Here is a 17,570-nt window from a genome sequence, read left to right on the forward strand (position 1 = left end):
GACTGTTTACGTTATCTCTTAGAACTATCCAAACACTACAATGAACGTGGGAAATCATTTTTTTGTTTTTATTTAACTATTATCCTTATCGTTAAGTCGTTTTTAATAGTATAATAAAGTCTTTAAAAATAGATCAGGAATAGGCATGACCATATTGCGGACTCATACACATCTTCTTAAAGTCCCTTATAAAACCGCATCTAAGATGACTTCTAAAATTAGTTTTTTAGCAGCTTCAATTCTATCCGTAAGTTCAATAGGTGCTCTACCTGTGCTGATGACGACCTCAGCTCATGCGGAGGACACTACAGAAGCAGTTGATTCAATGACGGCAGTGGATAACCAACTACCTTCAGCTCCCGCTATTGATGATTTTATGAAATGTACTGAGCTGAAGCTCGGTGCCGCACGCTTGGCATGTTATGACAAAGTCACTCTTGGTCAAGAGGTGACCGTAGGTCGCAAAAAAACGCCGATAGATATTACGAAATCTGTCAAGGCATCATTCACGGGTCTACGCCCTACAGCAGTATATGCTGATGATACCGAAAATCTGACTGAGCAGCAGCAATTGGCTCCTGGTGCGCCTACTGAAGCGGGTAACGAAAAACTGGCTCAAGCTGGTGTCACAGTTGAGGACTTTTCTCCTTATACGACCCTGAGCCTCGCTTATGACCTTGATGAAAATAGCGAACAGGGAACATGGACGGTAAGGCCGCATAATCCTATCTATTTACTGCCAGCCTTTGCTCATTTTGATCCAAATCGTTCTCCTCATACACCGACTCAAGAAGAATACCCTTATACCAAAGAAGAGTATGAACCATTAGAGCTGAAAGCTCAGATATCTTTAAAAACCAAGGTGGCTGAAGACTTGTTCGATACCAATGCTGATGTTTGGTTTGGTTATACACAACAAATGCATTGGCAGGTCTATAACGAAGACAACTCTCGTCCTTTTAGGGCGACAGATTACATGCCAGAGATATTTATTACTCAGCCGGTGACCGCTAAACTACCCTTTAATGGTCGTTTGCGTATGCTAGGTGCGGGTGCCGTTCACCACTCAAATGGACAATCAGATCCCTTGTCGCGGTCATGGAACCGCATTTACCTGATGGGTGGTGCTGAGTGGGGTAAATTATCAGTTATTCCTAAAATTTGGACTCATGTTAAGAATGAATCGGATTCAACCCCTAGTGATAATCCAGATATCACTGACTATTATGGCCATGGTGAGGTAGTCGCCTTGTATAATTTTGGCAAAGGGGAGACTTTATCAGCAACGGGTCGTTATAATTTTGACACCGATAAAGGGGCTATTCAGTTAGATTATACACATCCATTAACCCGAGACTTAGAAGCCTTTATTCAAATCTTCCACGGTTATGGAGAGTCCATCATTGACTATAATGATGAAACGACCGCAGTGGGGGTAGGTTTGTCTCTTAGTGACTGGAAAGGTTTATAATCTTTTTTCTATCGTATAATCAATGCCATAGTAGACTAAGCTTTAAACCGCAGATGGTTGTTGTGGAAAATACTTAATTTGGCGGTCAATGAGACTTGATAGGCTGTTAATAGGACGCTAAAGACAAAAGGACTTGATATCTAATTGAAACTTATTAGCCAGAGCGTACAAAATTTAGTACCCGCTTTTTATCATTTAGGCATGTGGCGGGTACAGTATTTACAAAAACGATGCTGTGTGTGCCAGATTAATGCAACTGGAACGGGTGCGATTAAGGCTAGCGATACGTTGCTTGATCGCACATCATATGATAATGGCTTAATTAATAAAACCATACCTAAAAAAGAGTACTCTCATGCGGAGTACTCTTTTTTTTCGCCCTTCGTGTGCCAAGCCTGCCATGATGATATTACATGGTTACCCTCAATAATTGAGCAAACTTTACTTGAGCACCCATCACTAAATAAAACATCACTAAATAAAACATCACTAAATAAAACATCGCTTAGTAATACATCAAAGATTGCGACAACGCAGGCAAATATAAACCCTAATCTAGAAATTAATCTATCAAGTAAAATGAGTGCAAACGCTACAACTAGTAGGCTCAATGAACCTGACAAAGATAGGTTAAATACTAGAAAGGGTATCATCACAATTTTGGCGATACAACCGATAGCAGCGCACACGAGTTACTTACGGGATGCCATCATCGCCTTTAAGTATCGTGAACAATTGAATGCTTTACCGGTGTTAGTGCATGCTCTACGCCAGCTACCTAGGCCCCAAGGATGCCATGCAAATAACAGTGTCATAGCGCCTATGCCAACCACCAGTCATCGGCTTTCTACACGTGGCTTTGATCCCGTCTCCATTCTGGCGCATTATTTATCACTGCATTGGGAGATACCGGTATGGAAAGGAGTCAGTCGGGTAGATGCTGCTAGAAGTCAGCAAGGGCTAGATCGTCATGAGCGTCAAAAAAATATTGTCAATGCCTTTACTGTTAGCTGTCGACCGCCATCAAAGCGTATTCTGTTATTCGATGATGTCATGACCACCGGAGCCACCTTAAATGTACTCGCCAGCACGTTAATTAAAGCCTACCCTGAGCTTAAAGTTTCTGCTTTTAGCATTACGCATGGAAAATAAGACCAAATCTTAAAATTAACCTATACAGAAAGGCACGTTCAAACGCAACAAAAACAAATGCTATAAATAGTAGGTTTAGTGAGCCTGACCGAGCTTGAAAAGAATAGGTTCTCATAGAAAAGGTATAATATGCGAAACTCTCAAGGTTATGGTTTGATAGAGCTGATGTGTACTCTGATATTGATCGGTGTGTTATCTTCGATTATTTATCCAAGTTATCAAGCGTATTCTATAAAAACAAAGCGAGTCGAAATGAGGGTGGAGTTGCAAAACCTTGCCACTCAAATTCATGCTAAAAGCTTAATTTATGGGACTTATGAGTCAATAAAGTTAAGCGATATCTTCAAAGATAAACATACCATAGCCATTAATGCTGATACTGGACTTAGTTCGCATCCTAAATCGCAAAACAAATTACCACATGAAAACCCGAATACTGACCTTATAAACCCACTGAGCACTTACCGAGACATACCCTTTCCAAATATCGAACACGCGTTATACACGGTGTCTATTTTACCCATAAGCTTAGACCATAAACATATTGGTTCAGCGCATTGGAAGATCATTGCGACCCCATTGAAAGACACGGTTATGGAACATGATGGTGAGTTAAGTTTGGATTATAACGGTATAGAATGTCATCGTATCCAGTGTGATTAGGCTAGTATAAGATTTCACGTCAGGATAAATATCGTTCAAGCTTTCCCACAAGTCTCTCCCCCATATAAAGGACCCTCAATAGTGTTAAAAGTTGTCAATAACTCAGGTCCAACCTTTAACCAACATGGGGTTAGCTTGGTAGAAGTGTTAATAGCCTTATTGTTACTTTCCACAGCAGCATTAGGCTACTCAGCGTTGCAAGCACGCTCACTCAACGCAATGAATGATACCAACCTACGTATAAGCGCTTTACTTATTCTAGAGGAAGCGGCAGAGCGGATGCGAGCGCATCATGATATGGTAGATATGAGTGAGTACCAAACCCATTTGACAGCATCAGCGTTACCGGCTATTACTGATTGTGAAGCAATAGGGGGGTGTAGCACAGCTCAATCGGTCACAAATGACGTGGTGGCGCTGCGTCAATATGCTAAAAATCAAGGGATAACGTTGGGTATGGTCATCTGTCCTGGTACTGCAAATTATGGTAATACCCGTTGTCTGGTGGCTGCATGGAATAATACCTTAGCAGGGTATGCCACTGCATCTGAGATGCCGGACGCGACAGCTGAAAATCTAGGGTGCCTTTATCAGGACGGCACCTATCTAAAGGATGCAGATTGTATCTATAGGGAAACCTATTGAACCCCTTAATTGCTACAACAAATATTGCTACAACGAATTATCGTAAGCCAGTACCAAGACAGCAAGGCTTCACCTTAGCAGAATTGATGCTCTCGCTAAGCTTAGGTTTGGTTATTAGCGCGGCAGCCTTCAAGTTATTTTCCCATAGTATAGATATCCAGCGTATTCAGCTTTCAACCTTAGAGGTACAAGAAACTGCCATATACAATTTGGCTTCTCTTAATAAGGATATTGCACTGGCCAATCAAGGGTCATCACTTGCTATGACTCAACAAAGTGCATGGACTGGCATTGTGTTGACAGGATCTGAGAATAGTGGAGAGATAAATGAAGCAGGACAATTTGTAAAGGTAGGTAATTTAAGAGGTGTCAGCGGTATTGATGCAAAGCTTCTCACTCGCAATCAAGCAGGTCCAAGCAATGTATTGACTCCAATGACAAGTGATCAGCTCACCATACAGTACCAAGCTGCTGACGATGGATTTGATTGTGAAGGGCGTACGGTCAAACAGGGTGAAAGGGTGATACAGCGTTTTTTTACGCGGTCAGATCGACAAAAAGCGGATAACGAAACTAAGTCATTGGCTATCGTGTTGGCCTGTGATGCCGGCCGATATGTACTGCCTGATGAGGCAGATACCGCTAATGTAACAACTGAGAACATACGGATTAGCAACTTTGGGGATAATGGGGTTATTCTTATAAATCGGGTGGATTATTTTGAAGTGAAATTAGGGGTTCGCAGTGATCATGGTATGGCCTATTTACCTATTGAACGCTATCTTGCCAGTAAGTATTCGCAAAACTCAAGCAGTTCAGGCAGTCCAAATAGCTCAGGTAGTGACAGCGACTGGCCTATTGTAGCTATTCAATTAGGCATTATTGGTCGTGGTCATCACTCGATAAAGTCTGAGCAAGATCACTCCTCGGTGTTCAAAGTGAATGGTACTGATCGCATTATAAAACAGCAGCATCCCAGCTATGTACGGCGTACCTTACAAAGTGTGGTGTATTTAAGACATGGAGCACCTGTGTTTTGAGAACTCTTTCTTTCAGAAAACAGGTTAACGCTACGGGTATAAAAACCCCTAACTCTCGGGTCTTATTAGCCACTACAATATCACACCCACAAAGCCAATCGTTAGATCATAGCTCGCGGCGTAGCGTAGTGCCACTCATGACATATCCTGCCCAGCAAAATGGAGCGGTTATGGTGATAGTGCTGTTTATGATTTTATTATTATCAATAGTCAGTATGATGACGATCAAAAGTGCCCAAGTCTCAGGAGATATGACTACCGCCTTACAAGTGAATCAGCTTTTATTCCAAGCTTCTGATGTGCCGCTGGCTCACTTTGAGAAGGCGATACAAGACCCTAGCCAGTTAGCAGGGCTGGTATCCATAAATGGCCCAATAGGTTATTTAGTAAGAGAGGGTGATGAATTAGCAACAACAGAATATGTCATTTGTTACCAGCCAACCGTCCATAAGAGTCTGTATGTCGGTGCTGGTGTGCACAGAATAATCAGTCAAACAAAGGGCGTTAGAAATAGTCAAGGCTATTGCAATATCAGAAACAACGCTATCAATCACTTTACTAGTAATCGTAAGGTGGTTGCCACCCAAGTCTCATTTGTGCGACTCACACTGGATCAGTCAAGCTTAGCACCACCAAATTCAGTACTGGCAAGTTTAGAGCTTCAAACCAGTACTGATGACAGGCTTCCTGTTCTGATTCGAGTATACGTTACCTCATTTATTCCCAGCTTAAGCCATGTCACCGTCAATGAAATTGATGCCTGTATGCAGCTACCCATACATAATGCTAATTCAGAGGCCATAACAACGACTCAAGTATTGAATGAATTGGGAGGCATGAATAAGGAGGGCGCTATTGAAACGCAGGGTCAATTGGCGTGCTTAGATAGCAGTTATACGCCATACAATGTGCAAGCAAAGGATTATTGGTTTATATTGCCAAAGAGTAACGATTTGCTAATGCAATCAGGTGGTTAAAGGATGAGTAAACAACCACAAATACTCCTTAATGATGATAAACATAAAACTTACCGAGTAATCGATCAAAATAACTGTGCGTATCAACCCTCTCTGCAATTAGGATTTACCCTTATTGAACTTATGACAGTAGCGCTAATATTGGTCATTTTGACAGTGATTGCCATTCCCAGCTATCGGCAATATACACGTAACCAAATTCAAATCCAAGCGCAGCAGCAAGGGCTGCAGATTAGTGGTCAACTGTCACGTTGGAAGGCGAAACGATTGACATATGCAGGATATGATTATTTATTATCTCAAGAACCAATGGTGACTATTGGAAGTGCTGTAAATAATGATATCTTATTTAACACACCAAATAATATTGCTAAAACAGGTGCTAATAGTAAGCTTAACGATGCGTCTAATTTATCAAAATATCGCTATCTCATAACTTTATCAGATGCCAGCGGTCACTATTCGCTAATACATTCAGACGCCAACGGCAATGGTTGGCGGATGCTAATAACACCAAATTCTGAGAATACCTTAACACAGTTTGCAGATAGCTATTATTTAGACAGTCAGGGCCGGCGTTGCCGATATCCCAGTGGTAGTGCAGTCCCAGACTTAGATAGTGATATTTACTGCCTAAAAGATCTGACATGGTGAATGGTGTGTGTATAGATAAACACTAAAAACACGGACTCAATCAGTAAATTTTATTTTGTTGCATTATACAATTAAAAAAGTGTTACTATCCTTATGTTTTTTTACTATAACTAAAGTCAATTCTTATAATTATTAAGCTATAGGCTTTTTTTGGATTGTTATTTTTTTATTTTATTTTTATTTTCATACAAGGATGTGCTATGCACAGTCAAAAGGGTTTTACATTAATTGAGTTGATGGTTGTGGTTGCTATTATCGGTACATTGGCATTAATCGCGATACCAGCTTATCAAGACTATACTAAAAAGTCTTCAGAAGCGGCCTGTATGGCTGAAACTAAAGCATTTAGTAACAAAGTGTTTATGGACAACAATGACACGACATTACAATTTGACGATACAACCGTTCAGCCTTTATTAGATAGGGCTGCATCTGCTTGTGAAACGTTGTCCTATGCAAGTGGCGCGACGACTGTGGCAGCTAATAGTGACAATATAGCATCGGAAGTGGCGATTGAGTCAACAATCATCGGGGTTATTAAAAAACCTGTTAATGACAGTAGAGCAAGTATTGTTTGTTCGATGGGCGATATTCTTAATTGTGAGGCGAAGCCAATCAGTTAATCGTATTAAAACTTTTTAGAAAAAAATTCTAGAACCTTTTATCCGTTCTAATGTGGCTTAAGTAAGACACAATTACGCAGTCAGGATGCGTTAACACATAAAAAGCGACCAAAAGGTCGCTTTTTATTTACCAGATTGTTAGAAACTAACTTGTAGATAACTAATATTATCGAAATTATAAAACTATCAAAGAAAACGATAGATCCAATCATAGAATTTGGCAATAAGTTGCCTAATATAACCTTAACGCTCTAAGTATTGAATCTTACCTTCAACGCCATCCCACTTCTCAGCATCAGGCAGTTGATCGTGCATTTCAGTGATATTGGGCCATTCTTCTGCTAACTCAGCATTTAGCTCGATAAACTCCTCTTGCCCTTTCGGCACCTCATCTTCAGAAAAAATTGCATTGGCTGGGCACTCAGGCTCACACAAAGCACAGTCAATACATTCATCAGGATGAATGACCAAAAAGTTAGGCCCTTCATAAAAGCAGTCCACAGGGCAGACTTCAACACAATCGGTGTATTTGCAGCGGATGCAATTTTCAGTGACAACAAATGTCATAGCGAGCTACCTTTATAAAAGTTATCTTGTGGCATGTTTATCCATGTTGGCGAGCTAGTTTTATTTGTCATAACCTTTGGTTGGCGTTATAGCAAAACCCGTATAACGACTAGCATTGGCTAAATGGCAAGCTCATTCAAGATAAGTAAGTTAGAGTTGAGATGAAGGATAAGATTTATTTGAGGGAGATATTTTACCCTGTTAACACTTATTTCACAAATTCGCTTCAGTCAGTCTTTTACACTTTGTTTGAGCTCATAGATTAAGTCGAGTGCTTGTTTCGGTGTTAATTCATCTGGATGTACCTCATTGAGCCTATCAATAATCCCTTTAGCCTTAGTATTGAGTGGGTTAGGCGTAATGGTAGTGGGTGTATCGCTACTATTATCTGCCATCAAATCCAAATATTGCTCGGCGTTTAAGTAGGTCTGCGAGGACTGCTGCACCTCAGATGAAGGGGTTAAATATTGACTATGGTCATCATTTGCATAAGCTTTATCTAATTTAGCATTATTGGACTTAGCGGTCTCACCCTTATTAGACTTATCATTTTTATACTTATGGCTATTTAACTTATCGCTATTAGATTTGCTGTCATCAATAGCCGTTTCGGATGATTCATGACCGTCATTGACTGACGTTTGTGGCGACTGGGCAGACTGGCTTAGCAGCTTTTGTTGACTTAAATAGTGCTCCGCGGCTTGTAATACAGGTTGTGGAATACCTGCCATTTTGGCCACATGTAGTCCAAAGCTTGAGCTTGCCGCACCCGGTTTGATTTTGTGAAGTAGCAATAATTGACCGTCTACTCTGCTCGCTGATACGTGGACATTACTAAGTTTAGAGGAAAGCTGTGTTTGCCGGCTAAGCTCAGTGAGCTCAAAGTAGTGGGTTGCAAATAACGTTAAGCTGCCCATATTGCAAAGTTGAACCGCACAAGCATGGGCAATAGCAAGACCATCAGTCGTTGATGTACCGCGGCCGACTTCATCCATCAATACCAGTGAGCGGTTTGTCGCTAAGTTTAATATTTGAGCCGTTTCAATCATCTCTACCATAAAGGTGGATTTACCGCCCGCCAAATCATCTGCAGACCCAATACGGGTAAAGATACGGTCTATATCACCGATATGGGCTGTGCTGGCAGGTACAAAGCTGCCGCAACAGGCCAACAACACAATTAAAGCAGTTTGACGCATATAGGTCGATTTACCGCCCATGTTGGGACCCGTAATCAGCAGCAGACGCTCAGGATGTGTTTGGGTGCCTAATTGACAATCATTGGCGACGAAATGTTGAACAGACGTTACCGTATTAGTAGGCTTGCTATTATTCGCTTTAGGCTGGCTCATCGCTTCAACAACCAAGTGCCGTCCGTCTTTTATATCGACATAGCTGGCATCAGGGTCCAGATGAGGACGTACCCAATGGTTCTCTGTCGCCAGTACCGCCCAGTTTAAAAGGACATCAAGTTGGGCAACGGCAGCGCTTAACTGTTGCAAATCGCTAAGCTTCTCGCTTAATGCCACTAGTAACGCTTGATACAAAGCCTTTTCACGAGCCAGAGCGTTGGTTTGAGCTTGTAAGTAGTCCACTTCAAGGTTTTTAAGAGGCTCAGTAATAAAGCGTTCGCTATTTTTTAAAGTTTGCCTGCGGATAAAGACATCGGGCGCTGTGCTGGCCTGACCTTTAGGTAACTCAAAATAAAAGCCACTCACTTTGTTAAATCCGACTTTAAGGCTGTTCAACCCATATTCTTGGCGTGCCTCTTCTGCCATATTGTCGAGTGTTTCTTGAATATTGTCATGCAAGTGTACGAGACGATCGAACGCTTCATCGTAACCGGTGGCAATCATACCGCCTTCGCGAATATGAGAGGGCGGCTCTGCCACTATCGCGGTCTCAATCAATTTGGCGATATCAAGTAGCGGTTCAAGATGCACAGGCAAGTGCCGTGTTAACTGTGCTAAAAGCCCCGAACTTTCAGGGTCAAGTCCATGAGATTGTAAAATAATCGCTAATTGTTCACTGCAGCGAATACTGTCTGCAAGCCGTCTTAGATCACGCGGTTTAGCGCTGTGGAGACCGATGCGGCTACTGATACGCTCAATGTCAGAGATGCCTTGCAAGGCCTCCTGCATGAGTTCTGATAAATTAGAATGCAAAGGCTGCTCGATAAGCCATTGAGTGGCATCTAATCGTGCATTTAATGTATCGCAGGCATACATCAGTCGCAGCGGCCGCTTTAGTTGATTGGACAGCAATCGTTTGCCCATGGGGGTTTGGCATTGATTGACCACGCTCAATAAGCTGGTGCCGGTAGCGCTAACGGGGCTAAATAACTCAAGGTTACGGCTACTGATATCATCGATAATTAAGTAGTCTTCATCGCGCTCAACAATTAACTCTGTCAATTGCGGCGTATGACGCTGCTGAGTTTGCTGCGCATAATGAATCAAGGCGGCGCTACTGGTCTGAGAGACAATGCTATCGGCAATACCTAAACCTTCTAAGGTTTGGACATTAAACTGTCGGCACAAAGTGGTGGCAGCGTGTTGAGGATGAAAGTCACTGGCCGCAACACTAATAACAGGGCAATACAGGGTATCTTGTAGCCAATGCCTCCAGTCGTCTGAGACTGTTTCTGCGATAATGACTTCACTCGGCGTAAAACGGGTAAGTACCGTCATCAGACGTTGTTTTAGTAGTGATTCGTAATCGATAGAGTGGGACGGAACAGTATCGCCTTCATTTTCTTGTTTAACAACATTGCCTTGTTTAATAACCGTATCTAAATTGATAGTTTGGGTGCGAATGGTGCCTGCATTTAAGTCAAGTTGACTGACACCCACTTGCCATTTACTGGCTTGGTTTAAGGTAGGATTGTGAATGTTTTTGCCTAGATGCAAGTCAATAGAGACCACGCTTGGCGTTTGATTTGGGGCAATTAACGCATCATCCGTTAAGGTGCCGGCAGTCAGTGTCTTAACCACTTCGCGACGCATGATACCTTTTGCAGAGGCTGTTTTTTCAGACACTGAGTTGGTAGAGGCATCATTATTTGAGCTTGCTTCGGCTGTGTCTTCTACTTGTTCACAGATTACCACTGTTTGGCCTGCGGCAATCAGTCTTGCCATATAGCTTTCAGCAGCATGAAAGGGCACACCAGCCATCGCAATATTATTGCCCGCTTTATCATTACCACGACGGGTCAATGTAATGTCTAAAATTTCAGCAGCGCGGTAAGCATCTTCAAAAAAAAGCTCATAGAAGTCACCCATACGATATAGTAGTAGGGCATGCGGGTATTGGGCTTTTAAGGTCAGGTATTGCACCATCATGGGCGTATGGTTGTTTAGATCATACTGGGTGCCATTAATAGTCAGGATTTGAGCGTTACTTTCGATATCAGACATAATAGGGGTAAATCACAATAAAAACGAGGGTCTAGAGGATATGGAAAGGCTATTTTACCATTAATTGACGACGGTATTTATTCTGTTATTCATTGATAGCATACTAGACAATGGGAATGCCCGATTAAAATGACAGTTTGGTAAGAACAGAAAAGCTGATATATAAGGACAGTTAAGTCAATTTAACCCTTTAAATGTGGATGGCGACTCAATATCGGAAACGTTTGATGGTTTTTGAACTACATGAATACTCCAACTTGGGCTACTAACGTGGGTTAACGTGATTAATAATAAAACAGACCCTAATTATTGGATGTTAGGAATAAAAATTTCTCTATATAGAATCAATTGCCCTTGTATCTATCAATACTGTTACCATATATAATAAATAGAATTTTTTTTCAGTCTGCACCTGAATATGCACGACTAAGTCGATAGATAGGTCTACAAAGTTATGTTGTCAAAAATAATCGGAAGCGTAATTGGTACAAAAAATGATCGCGAGCTAAAACGAATGCGTCAAATTGTCGCTAAAGTGAATGCTCATGAAGAAGCCGTTTCTGCGTTAACAGATGAACAGCTTAAGGATAAAACGACGGAGTTTAAACGCCGTTTTGATGAAGGCGCAAACCTTGACTCTCTGTTACCCGAAGCCTTTGCGGTATGTCGTGAAGCATCAACGCGCGTGTTAGGTATGCGACATTTTGATGTACAGATTATCGGCGGTATCACGCTACATGAAGGTAAGATCGCTGAGATGCGCACTGGTGAGGGTAAAACCTTAATGGCAACCTTGGCCATTTATCTCAATGCTATCAGTGGCAAGGGTGTCCATATTGTGACGGTCAATGATTACTTGGCGTCACGTGATGCAGAATTAAACCGACCATTATTTGAGTTTTTAGGGTTAACGGTTGGGGTCATTTACTCACAACAGCCGCCGCAAGAAAAAGTTGCCGCTTATCAAGCAGACATTACTTATGGTACCAATAATGAGTATGGATTTGATTATCTGCGTGACAACATGGTGTTTAGCTTGGCTGAGAAAAAACAGCGCGCATTAAACTTTTGTATTATTGATGAGATTGACTCTATATTGATCGATGAGGCACGTACGCCTTTAATTATCTCTGGACAAGCTGAAGATTCATCAAGAACTTATGCCTTAATTAATAATATTATTCCGCGCCTGCAACGTTCAAAAGATGAAGAGGCCAATAAAGAAAATAGAGAAGGCGACTTTTGGATTGATGAAAAAAACCGCCAAATCGAAATTAGCGAAAAAGGCTATGAAAAAATTGAGTCCTTTTTAATTGAAGTGGGCGAGCTTGGTGAGAATGAAAGTTTATATAGCCCAACCAGGTTGCCTTTATTGGCTCATGTACAGGCAGCCATCCGCGCCCATCATATTTTTGTTAAAAACGTCCATTACATCGTCAATGATGGTGAAGTGATTATTGTGGATGAAAATACCGGCCGTACCATGCCAGGGCGTCGTTGGTCAGATGGCTTGCATCAAGCAGTGGAAGCAAAAGAAGGGGTAGAGATTCAAGCGGAGAACCAAACGCTAGCAACCACCACCTTCCAGAACTACTTCAGACTGTATGACAAGCTATCTGGTATGACAGGTACTGCTGATACCGAAGCGGCAGAATTTAAATCTACCTATGATATTGATGTGGTGGTGATCCCAACGCACAAACCGATCGCAAGGATAGACTTGGATGATCAAATTTTCTTAACTAAGTTAGGTAAATACAAAGGTATTATTCGCGAGATTAAAGGCATTCAAGAAAAAGGTGCCCCAGTGTTGGTCGGTACGGCGACCATTGAGGCCAGTGAAGAGCTGTCTTATTTGTTAGATCAAGAAGGTATTAAGCACAATGTGTTAAATGCCAAGCAGCACGAGCGTGAAGCTGAAATTATCGCTCAGGCAGGTAGCCCAAGAGCGGTTACTATCGCCACTAACATGGCAGGTCGTGGTACTGATATTATCTTAGGGGGTAACTGGCAAGCTCAGATTATCGATCCTGAGAATGTTAATCCTGAAGAAATGCAGCGCTTAAGAGATTCATGGCAGAAAAAGCATGATGAGGTGATTGCAGCGGGTGGTCTACATATCATTGGCTCTGAGCGTCATGAATCTCGCCGTATCGATAACCAGCTTCGAGGTCGTGCAGGCCGTCAAGGTGATCCAGGGCAATCTCGTTTCTTCTTATCGCTTGAAGATGACTTAATGCGTATCTTTGCTGGTGATCGAGTGGTCAATATGATGCGCGCCATGGGACTTAAGGAAGATGAGGCCATCGAACATAAAATGGTGTCTCGCTCTATTGAAAATGCCCAAGGTAAAGTTGAAAGTCGTGACTTTGATGCCCGTAAAAACCTACTAAAATATGATGATGTTGCCAATGATCAACGTAAGGTCATTTACGCTCAGCGTGATGATTTATTGGCAGAAGCTGATCTTAAAGAGGCGATTGAAGAGATGCATCATGATGTTTATGATGCGCTGATTAGTCAGTTTGTACCGCCAGGATCTATCGATGATCAATGGAATATTGATGGTTTAGAGGATGAGCTTGAAAGCGAATTTAAATACTTTATGCCTATCAATGACTGGCTGGATGAAGACCGTCGTCTTGACGAAGAAGGTCTGCGTGAGAAAATTATTCAGACTGCCATTACGCGTTATCGCGATCGCCGTGAGCAAATGAGTCCTGAAAATGCGGCACAGCTTGAGCGCCACTTTATGCTTCAAAGCTTAGATCGTCATTGGAAAGAACATTTAACGCAAATGGATCAGTTACGTAAAGGTATTCATTTGCGAGGATATGCACAAAAAAATCCCGAACAAGAATATAAGCGCGAATCTTTTGAATTATTTCAGATGATGCTTGGTGCCATTAAATCAGATACGGTACAGGATTTATCGCGTGTTCATATTCCAACTAAAGAAGAGCTCGAGGCAATGGAAGCTGAACGCTTAGCCCAAGCGGAACGTCAGCGTATGATGTTTGAACATGATGAGATTGATAGCCTAACGGGTGAACGTCATAATGATCCTAAGGTAGAAGCACGTAACCAGAATCAGGATCAAGTTACTCCTCAAGCTTTAAATTTAAATAATCAAGCGGCTACATCTAGAAGGCCAGAGACAGACGGTGAAAATCCTTATGCAGATATGAATATCAGTCGAAATGCGCCATGCCCTTGTGGATCCGGCTTACGTTATAAACAGTGCCACGGTAAAATTTAAGTCCACCAAAGCTAAGCATTCAAAGTAAGTTTTCAGACTTTATTTGAGTATGCCGACTAAATATGGTAATAATAGTCGATAAATACTATTATTAGGTATCATTCATAACGGTTTAAAGCTTGAGTTAAATGATACAAGGGTTAATAATAAACCAATCATTTTTAAATGACGTAAAAATGGTATTTAAGCATTACTATAGTCAAAGAAGTCTAAAGTGGTTACAAGGCAACCGAGTGCAAGTACTACTGTAGTAGGCTTAATGAGGTTAACACTGTAACCGTTTAGTAGTTCGCTGACTATATTATGAATGCGTTAACCAATAAGGATACCTGTTATGATAAATACCAAGTCAGCAAAAGTTACCCTGTGGACGTCTTTACTTGTTGCGCTTATGGCACTTAACGCTTGTCAAAAAGAAACCAACGACACTCCCGAGACAAACCCAGAAGCTGACGTAGCGATGTCTGCTGCACCTGCTGAAGGCAATGATCCGGCTATTGTGGCTGATGATCTTGATGTTGTCGATGCGCAATCAGAAAGCGTGACCGATGATGCTGTTACCACCAATAGTGATATAAACTCGGATAGCTCCTTAGACTCAAATGTGGATTTAGCTCCAAATAACAATTTAGAGTCAGATAACTTAGAGACTCCCCCTGATGCTGAGTTAAATTCAGATTCGAATACTCAGTCAAATTAGTATTAAATAAAGTAAATACAAACAAAAAAGCCAGCTAAATGCTGGCTTTAATACGTTTTGATTAATTAAAACAATGCTATAAGAAGCTTTCCAACTATTACACTTCTAAAGACGCTGAAGGTAGTGGATTTGAAAGTACTGTATTAACCCTAAAACAACTAACGTTTTGAATTCTGATGATCTAAGAACCCTTCTTCTTGCACATCAAGCTCTTCATGACGGAGTTCAACATTAAAAGTATCTTTGTGAATATGAGTTGATTTTTCAATTGCAATATCTTGTACCGTATAGGTTTCTTTTTGAATGACTGCGACTTGACGTGAAATAACTAGCTCGATGGGTCCGTCTTCTAATGAAATATCAGAGCCATTGACTTTAATACTGGCTTTGTTATTAAGCGTAGGTTCAATGAGGCGAACGATATCATTAGTGCCAACATCTCTGTTTAAAAATTCTTTTGAATCTGGATCAAAATATTCAGTTTCAATGACCAAAACCTCTTCCGCTAATTCAATGGGAACGTTAACTGTTTTGGTGCGGACTTTTTTAGTAACATTGATTTTACCAATATCTAAACGCTCTTTATTGACGACCGCACGCTCTTCAAGAAGCTCTAACTTACCGACGAGATTGCGATTACCTAGGGTAGAGTCATTAGGGGCATCAAGAGAATTGTTAAGAGAGTTATCAATGACCGCTGATTTACTAGGCAGTTCATTATTATTCGAATCTAAGTTTTGTTTACCTGCAGAGTTTGGGGTAGCGGTATTAGATTGTGTTAAGTCCAGTTTTTCATTATTTGTATTATCTGAGTGATTCATATGAGTCCCTTTAAAGCAAATATCTATGTGTTAATAACTATGTGTTGATATCAATGTAATAAGTAATGTTAACTATTTAGTAGCTTGACTGCTAAAGTATATTATCTATTACGATAATAAGCGTAGTCACACAAAATTAAAGAGCAAATGGCGAACTAGAGTTGTCAATTAAAAAATTACTTAAACGGTAACCCTATTTTCATAATTACAAAATAAGCTATTATTTAACGCTGTGTTGACCACAATATTGAACCGATTTTAGTAGTAGATTAATTGTAGTACTTTAATAATTCTTAGAATAGCCAATAACCTTAAATAAATAGTTTTAATATGTATCAATATTTTATGTATCATTATGTATTGTCTAGCGTTAAAAAAGCCAGAGTATAAACCCTGGCTTTTCATATGAATTATAAATAACTTTTGAATTTGGAATGACGAATTAATCTATATCAATCCTTAATTCAATATATATAATCCATTTTTAGAGCGATTAATCTGCTTAATAAAAGCGTAGATTTACTTGCCACGTACGGCGCGTACATCATCCGCTGTAATATCATCGCGATTTACGATTTTGCCTTCACGGTCTACAATATTACCATCACGGTCAACGTCTAATTCTTCACGTTGGATAGTGTCATGGATGGTTTCTTTACGTGTTTGAGTAGTCTTACCGACGTTTACTTCTTCAGTAACATAGGTCTCTTTATTGACATTAGCACGCTCAGCTTCAAGCTCAACTTGTACAGAATCTTGGCCCGCATCATCACCGATACGACGGTTAGCTGGACGGTTCACTTCAGTACGTTCAATATGAGCATGTTCTTCTTCAAGATTAACATCGACTTGGCGATCTTCAGTGACAACGTGCTTACCTACTTTTACTAAACCAGCAACAATACGATCTTTGTTTACGGTTAAACGCTCTTCTAGTAGCTCAAGAGTGTTTGGTGCATTGTAATAATCTTCTTTAAGCTCTACTCGTTCTTCAGTTGGAACGGTATCAGCTACGAAAGCAGCACGGTCTTTCTTAGTTTGCTCTTCATAAGTGTACTGATAGTCATTGTCATACTCTTCCATAGCTTCAACTTGAGACTTAGTCAAGCTATCAAAGAACACATCATCACCAACGATACGTGCTAAACCAGCTGGAACTAATACTTCTTTTGAGCTAAACCAACCGCCAGCATCAACGATTAGATAACGAATACGACCAGATACATCTTCTACCAAAGCGCCTTCAATTTTACCAATTTTTTCTTCACCGGCACCGTAAGCAGTTTTACCAGTTGGGTCATAATAGTCGTCACCAATTAGATCACGGTGAGTTTCTTGAATATCTTTTAAACGAATTAACTGACTCATTATAATTTTCCTTCTTTTAGTGTGAATTTAAATTATGAAAAAATTAAAAAAAATAAAATCTAGCTATCTTATTAATAAATTGTCTAACCCAAAAATTTATTTATAGTAGAAAAAATTAAGCTAAAATTTCTAAACTAACCTAATGATTCACTAAATATCATTATCTAAATCTCAAGTATTAAATATATGAGAATTAGTAAAATTTTAGGTTAAA

The 17,570-nt window shown here is 40.6% G+C and carries 14 protein-coding genes; 10 read left to right on the forward strand and 4 right to left on the reverse strand.

Annotation, left to right across the window (positions count from 1 at the left end):
* The first annotated feature begins 145 nt into the window (after positions 1-145).
* The 8 genes from AC21OG_RS07130 (at position 146) to AC21OG_RS07165 (ending at position 7,225) form a co-directional block, all read left to right on the forward strand.
* A complete protein-coding gene (locus AC21OG_RS07130) occupies positions 146-1,471 on the forward strand; it encodes a phospholipase A (RefSeq protein WP_487378322.1) in 1,326 nt (441 codons plus the stop codon).
* 144 nt (positions 1,472-1,615) lie between these two features.
* Entirely contained in the window at positions 1,616-2,623 is a 1,008-nt protein-coding gene (locus tag AC21OG_RS07135; protein ID WP_487378323.1) for a ComF family protein, read from the forward strand.
* A gap of 129 nt (positions 2,624-2,752) precedes the next feature.
* Positions 2,753-3,286 (forward strand): type IV pilin protein, encoded by a 534-nt coding sequence (locus AC21OG_RS07140; RefSeq protein WP_487378324.1) that lies wholly within the window; start codon positions 2,753-2,755, stop codon positions 3,284-3,286.
* 81 nt (positions 3,287-3,367) lie between these two features.
* On the forward strand, positions 3,368-3,931 hold the full coding sequence (locus AC21OG_RS07145; RefSeq protein ID WP_487378325.1) for a type IV pilus modification PilV family protein: 564 nt from the start codon (positions 3,368-3,370) through the stop codon (positions 3,929-3,931).
* Complete coding sequence (locus tag AC21OG_RS07150; RefSeq protein WP_487378326.1) at positions 3,928-4,971, forward strand: PilW family protein; 1,044 nt, start codon at positions 3,928-3,930, stop codon at positions 4,969-4,971. The genes AC21OG_RS07145 and AC21OG_RS07150 overlap by 4 nt, the downstream gene beginning before the upstream one ends.
* Positions 4,972-5,108: 137 nt before the next feature.
* Positions 5,109-5,948: a pilus assembly PilX family protein gene (locus AC21OG_RS07155; protein WP_487378327.1), complete on the forward strand. Its 840-nt coding sequence runs from the start codon at positions 5,109-5,111 to the stop codon at positions 5,946-5,948.
* Between the two features lie 3 nt (positions 5,949-5,951).
* On the forward strand, positions 5,952-6,602 hold the full coding sequence (locus tag AC21OG_RS07160; protein ID WP_487378328.1) for a type IV pilin protein: 651 nt from the start codon (positions 5,952-5,954) through the stop codon (positions 6,600-6,602).
* A gap of 200 nt (positions 6,603-6,802) precedes the next feature.
* Positions 6,803-7,225 (forward strand): pilin, encoded by a 423-nt coding sequence (locus tag AC21OG_RS07165; protein WP_487378329.1) that lies wholly within the window; start codon positions 6,803-6,805, stop codon positions 7,223-7,225.
* A 243-nt stretch (positions 7,226-7,468) separates the two neighbouring features.
* Here the strand turns inward: AC21OG_RS07165 and fdxA are convergent, their stop codons facing one another.
* Positions 7,469-7,792 carry a ferredoxin FdxA gene (gene fdxA / locus AC21OG_RS07170; protein ID WP_486547039.1) on the reverse strand — a complete coding sequence of 108 codons (324 nt, stop codon included), beginning with the start codon at positions 7,790-7,792 and terminating at the stop codon, positions 7,469-7,471.
* 230 nt (positions 7,793-8,022) lie between these two features.
* Positions 8,023-11,208 (reverse strand): DNA mismatch repair protein MutS, encoded by a 3,186-nt coding sequence (gene mutS / locus AC21OG_RS07175; protein WP_487378330.1) that lies wholly within the window; start codon positions 11,206-11,208, stop codon positions 8,023-8,025.
* A gap of 454 nt (positions 11,209-11,662) precedes the next feature.
* On the opposite strand from mutS, the gene secA reads away from it, so the two are divergent.
* On the forward strand, positions 11,663-14,467 hold the full coding sequence (gene secA, locus AC21OG_RS07180) for a preprotein translocase subunit SecA (protein WP_487378331.1): 2,805 nt from the start codon (positions 11,663-11,665) through the stop codon (positions 14,465-14,467).
* A gap of 334 nt (positions 14,468-14,801) precedes the next feature.
* Positions 14,802-15,167 carry a hypothetical protein gene (locus AC21OG_RS07185; protein WP_487378332.1) on the forward strand — a complete coding sequence of 122 codons (366 nt, stop codon included), beginning with the start codon at positions 14,802-14,804 and terminating at the stop codon, positions 15,165-15,167.
* A 158-nt stretch (positions 15,168-15,325) separates the two neighbouring features.
* Here the strand turns inward: AC21OG_RS07185 and AC21OG_RS07190 are convergent, their stop codons facing one another.
* Positions 15,326-15,988 carry a YsnF/AvaK domain-containing protein gene (locus AC21OG_RS07190; protein ID WP_487378333.1) on the reverse strand — a complete coding sequence of 221 codons (663 nt, stop codon included), beginning with the start codon at positions 15,986-15,988 and terminating at the stop codon, positions 15,326-15,328.
* Positions 15,989-16,507: 519 nt separating this feature from the next.
* Positions 16,508-17,356, reverse strand: a complete 849-nt coding sequence (locus AC21OG_RS07195) for a DUF2382 domain-containing protein (RefSeq protein ID WP_487378334.1) — start codon at positions 17,354-17,356, stop codon at positions 16,508-16,510.
* Positions 17,357-17,570 lie beyond the last annotated feature (214 nt).

The sequence above is a fragment of the Psychrobacter sp. CX5 genome, from assembly GCF_057621535.2.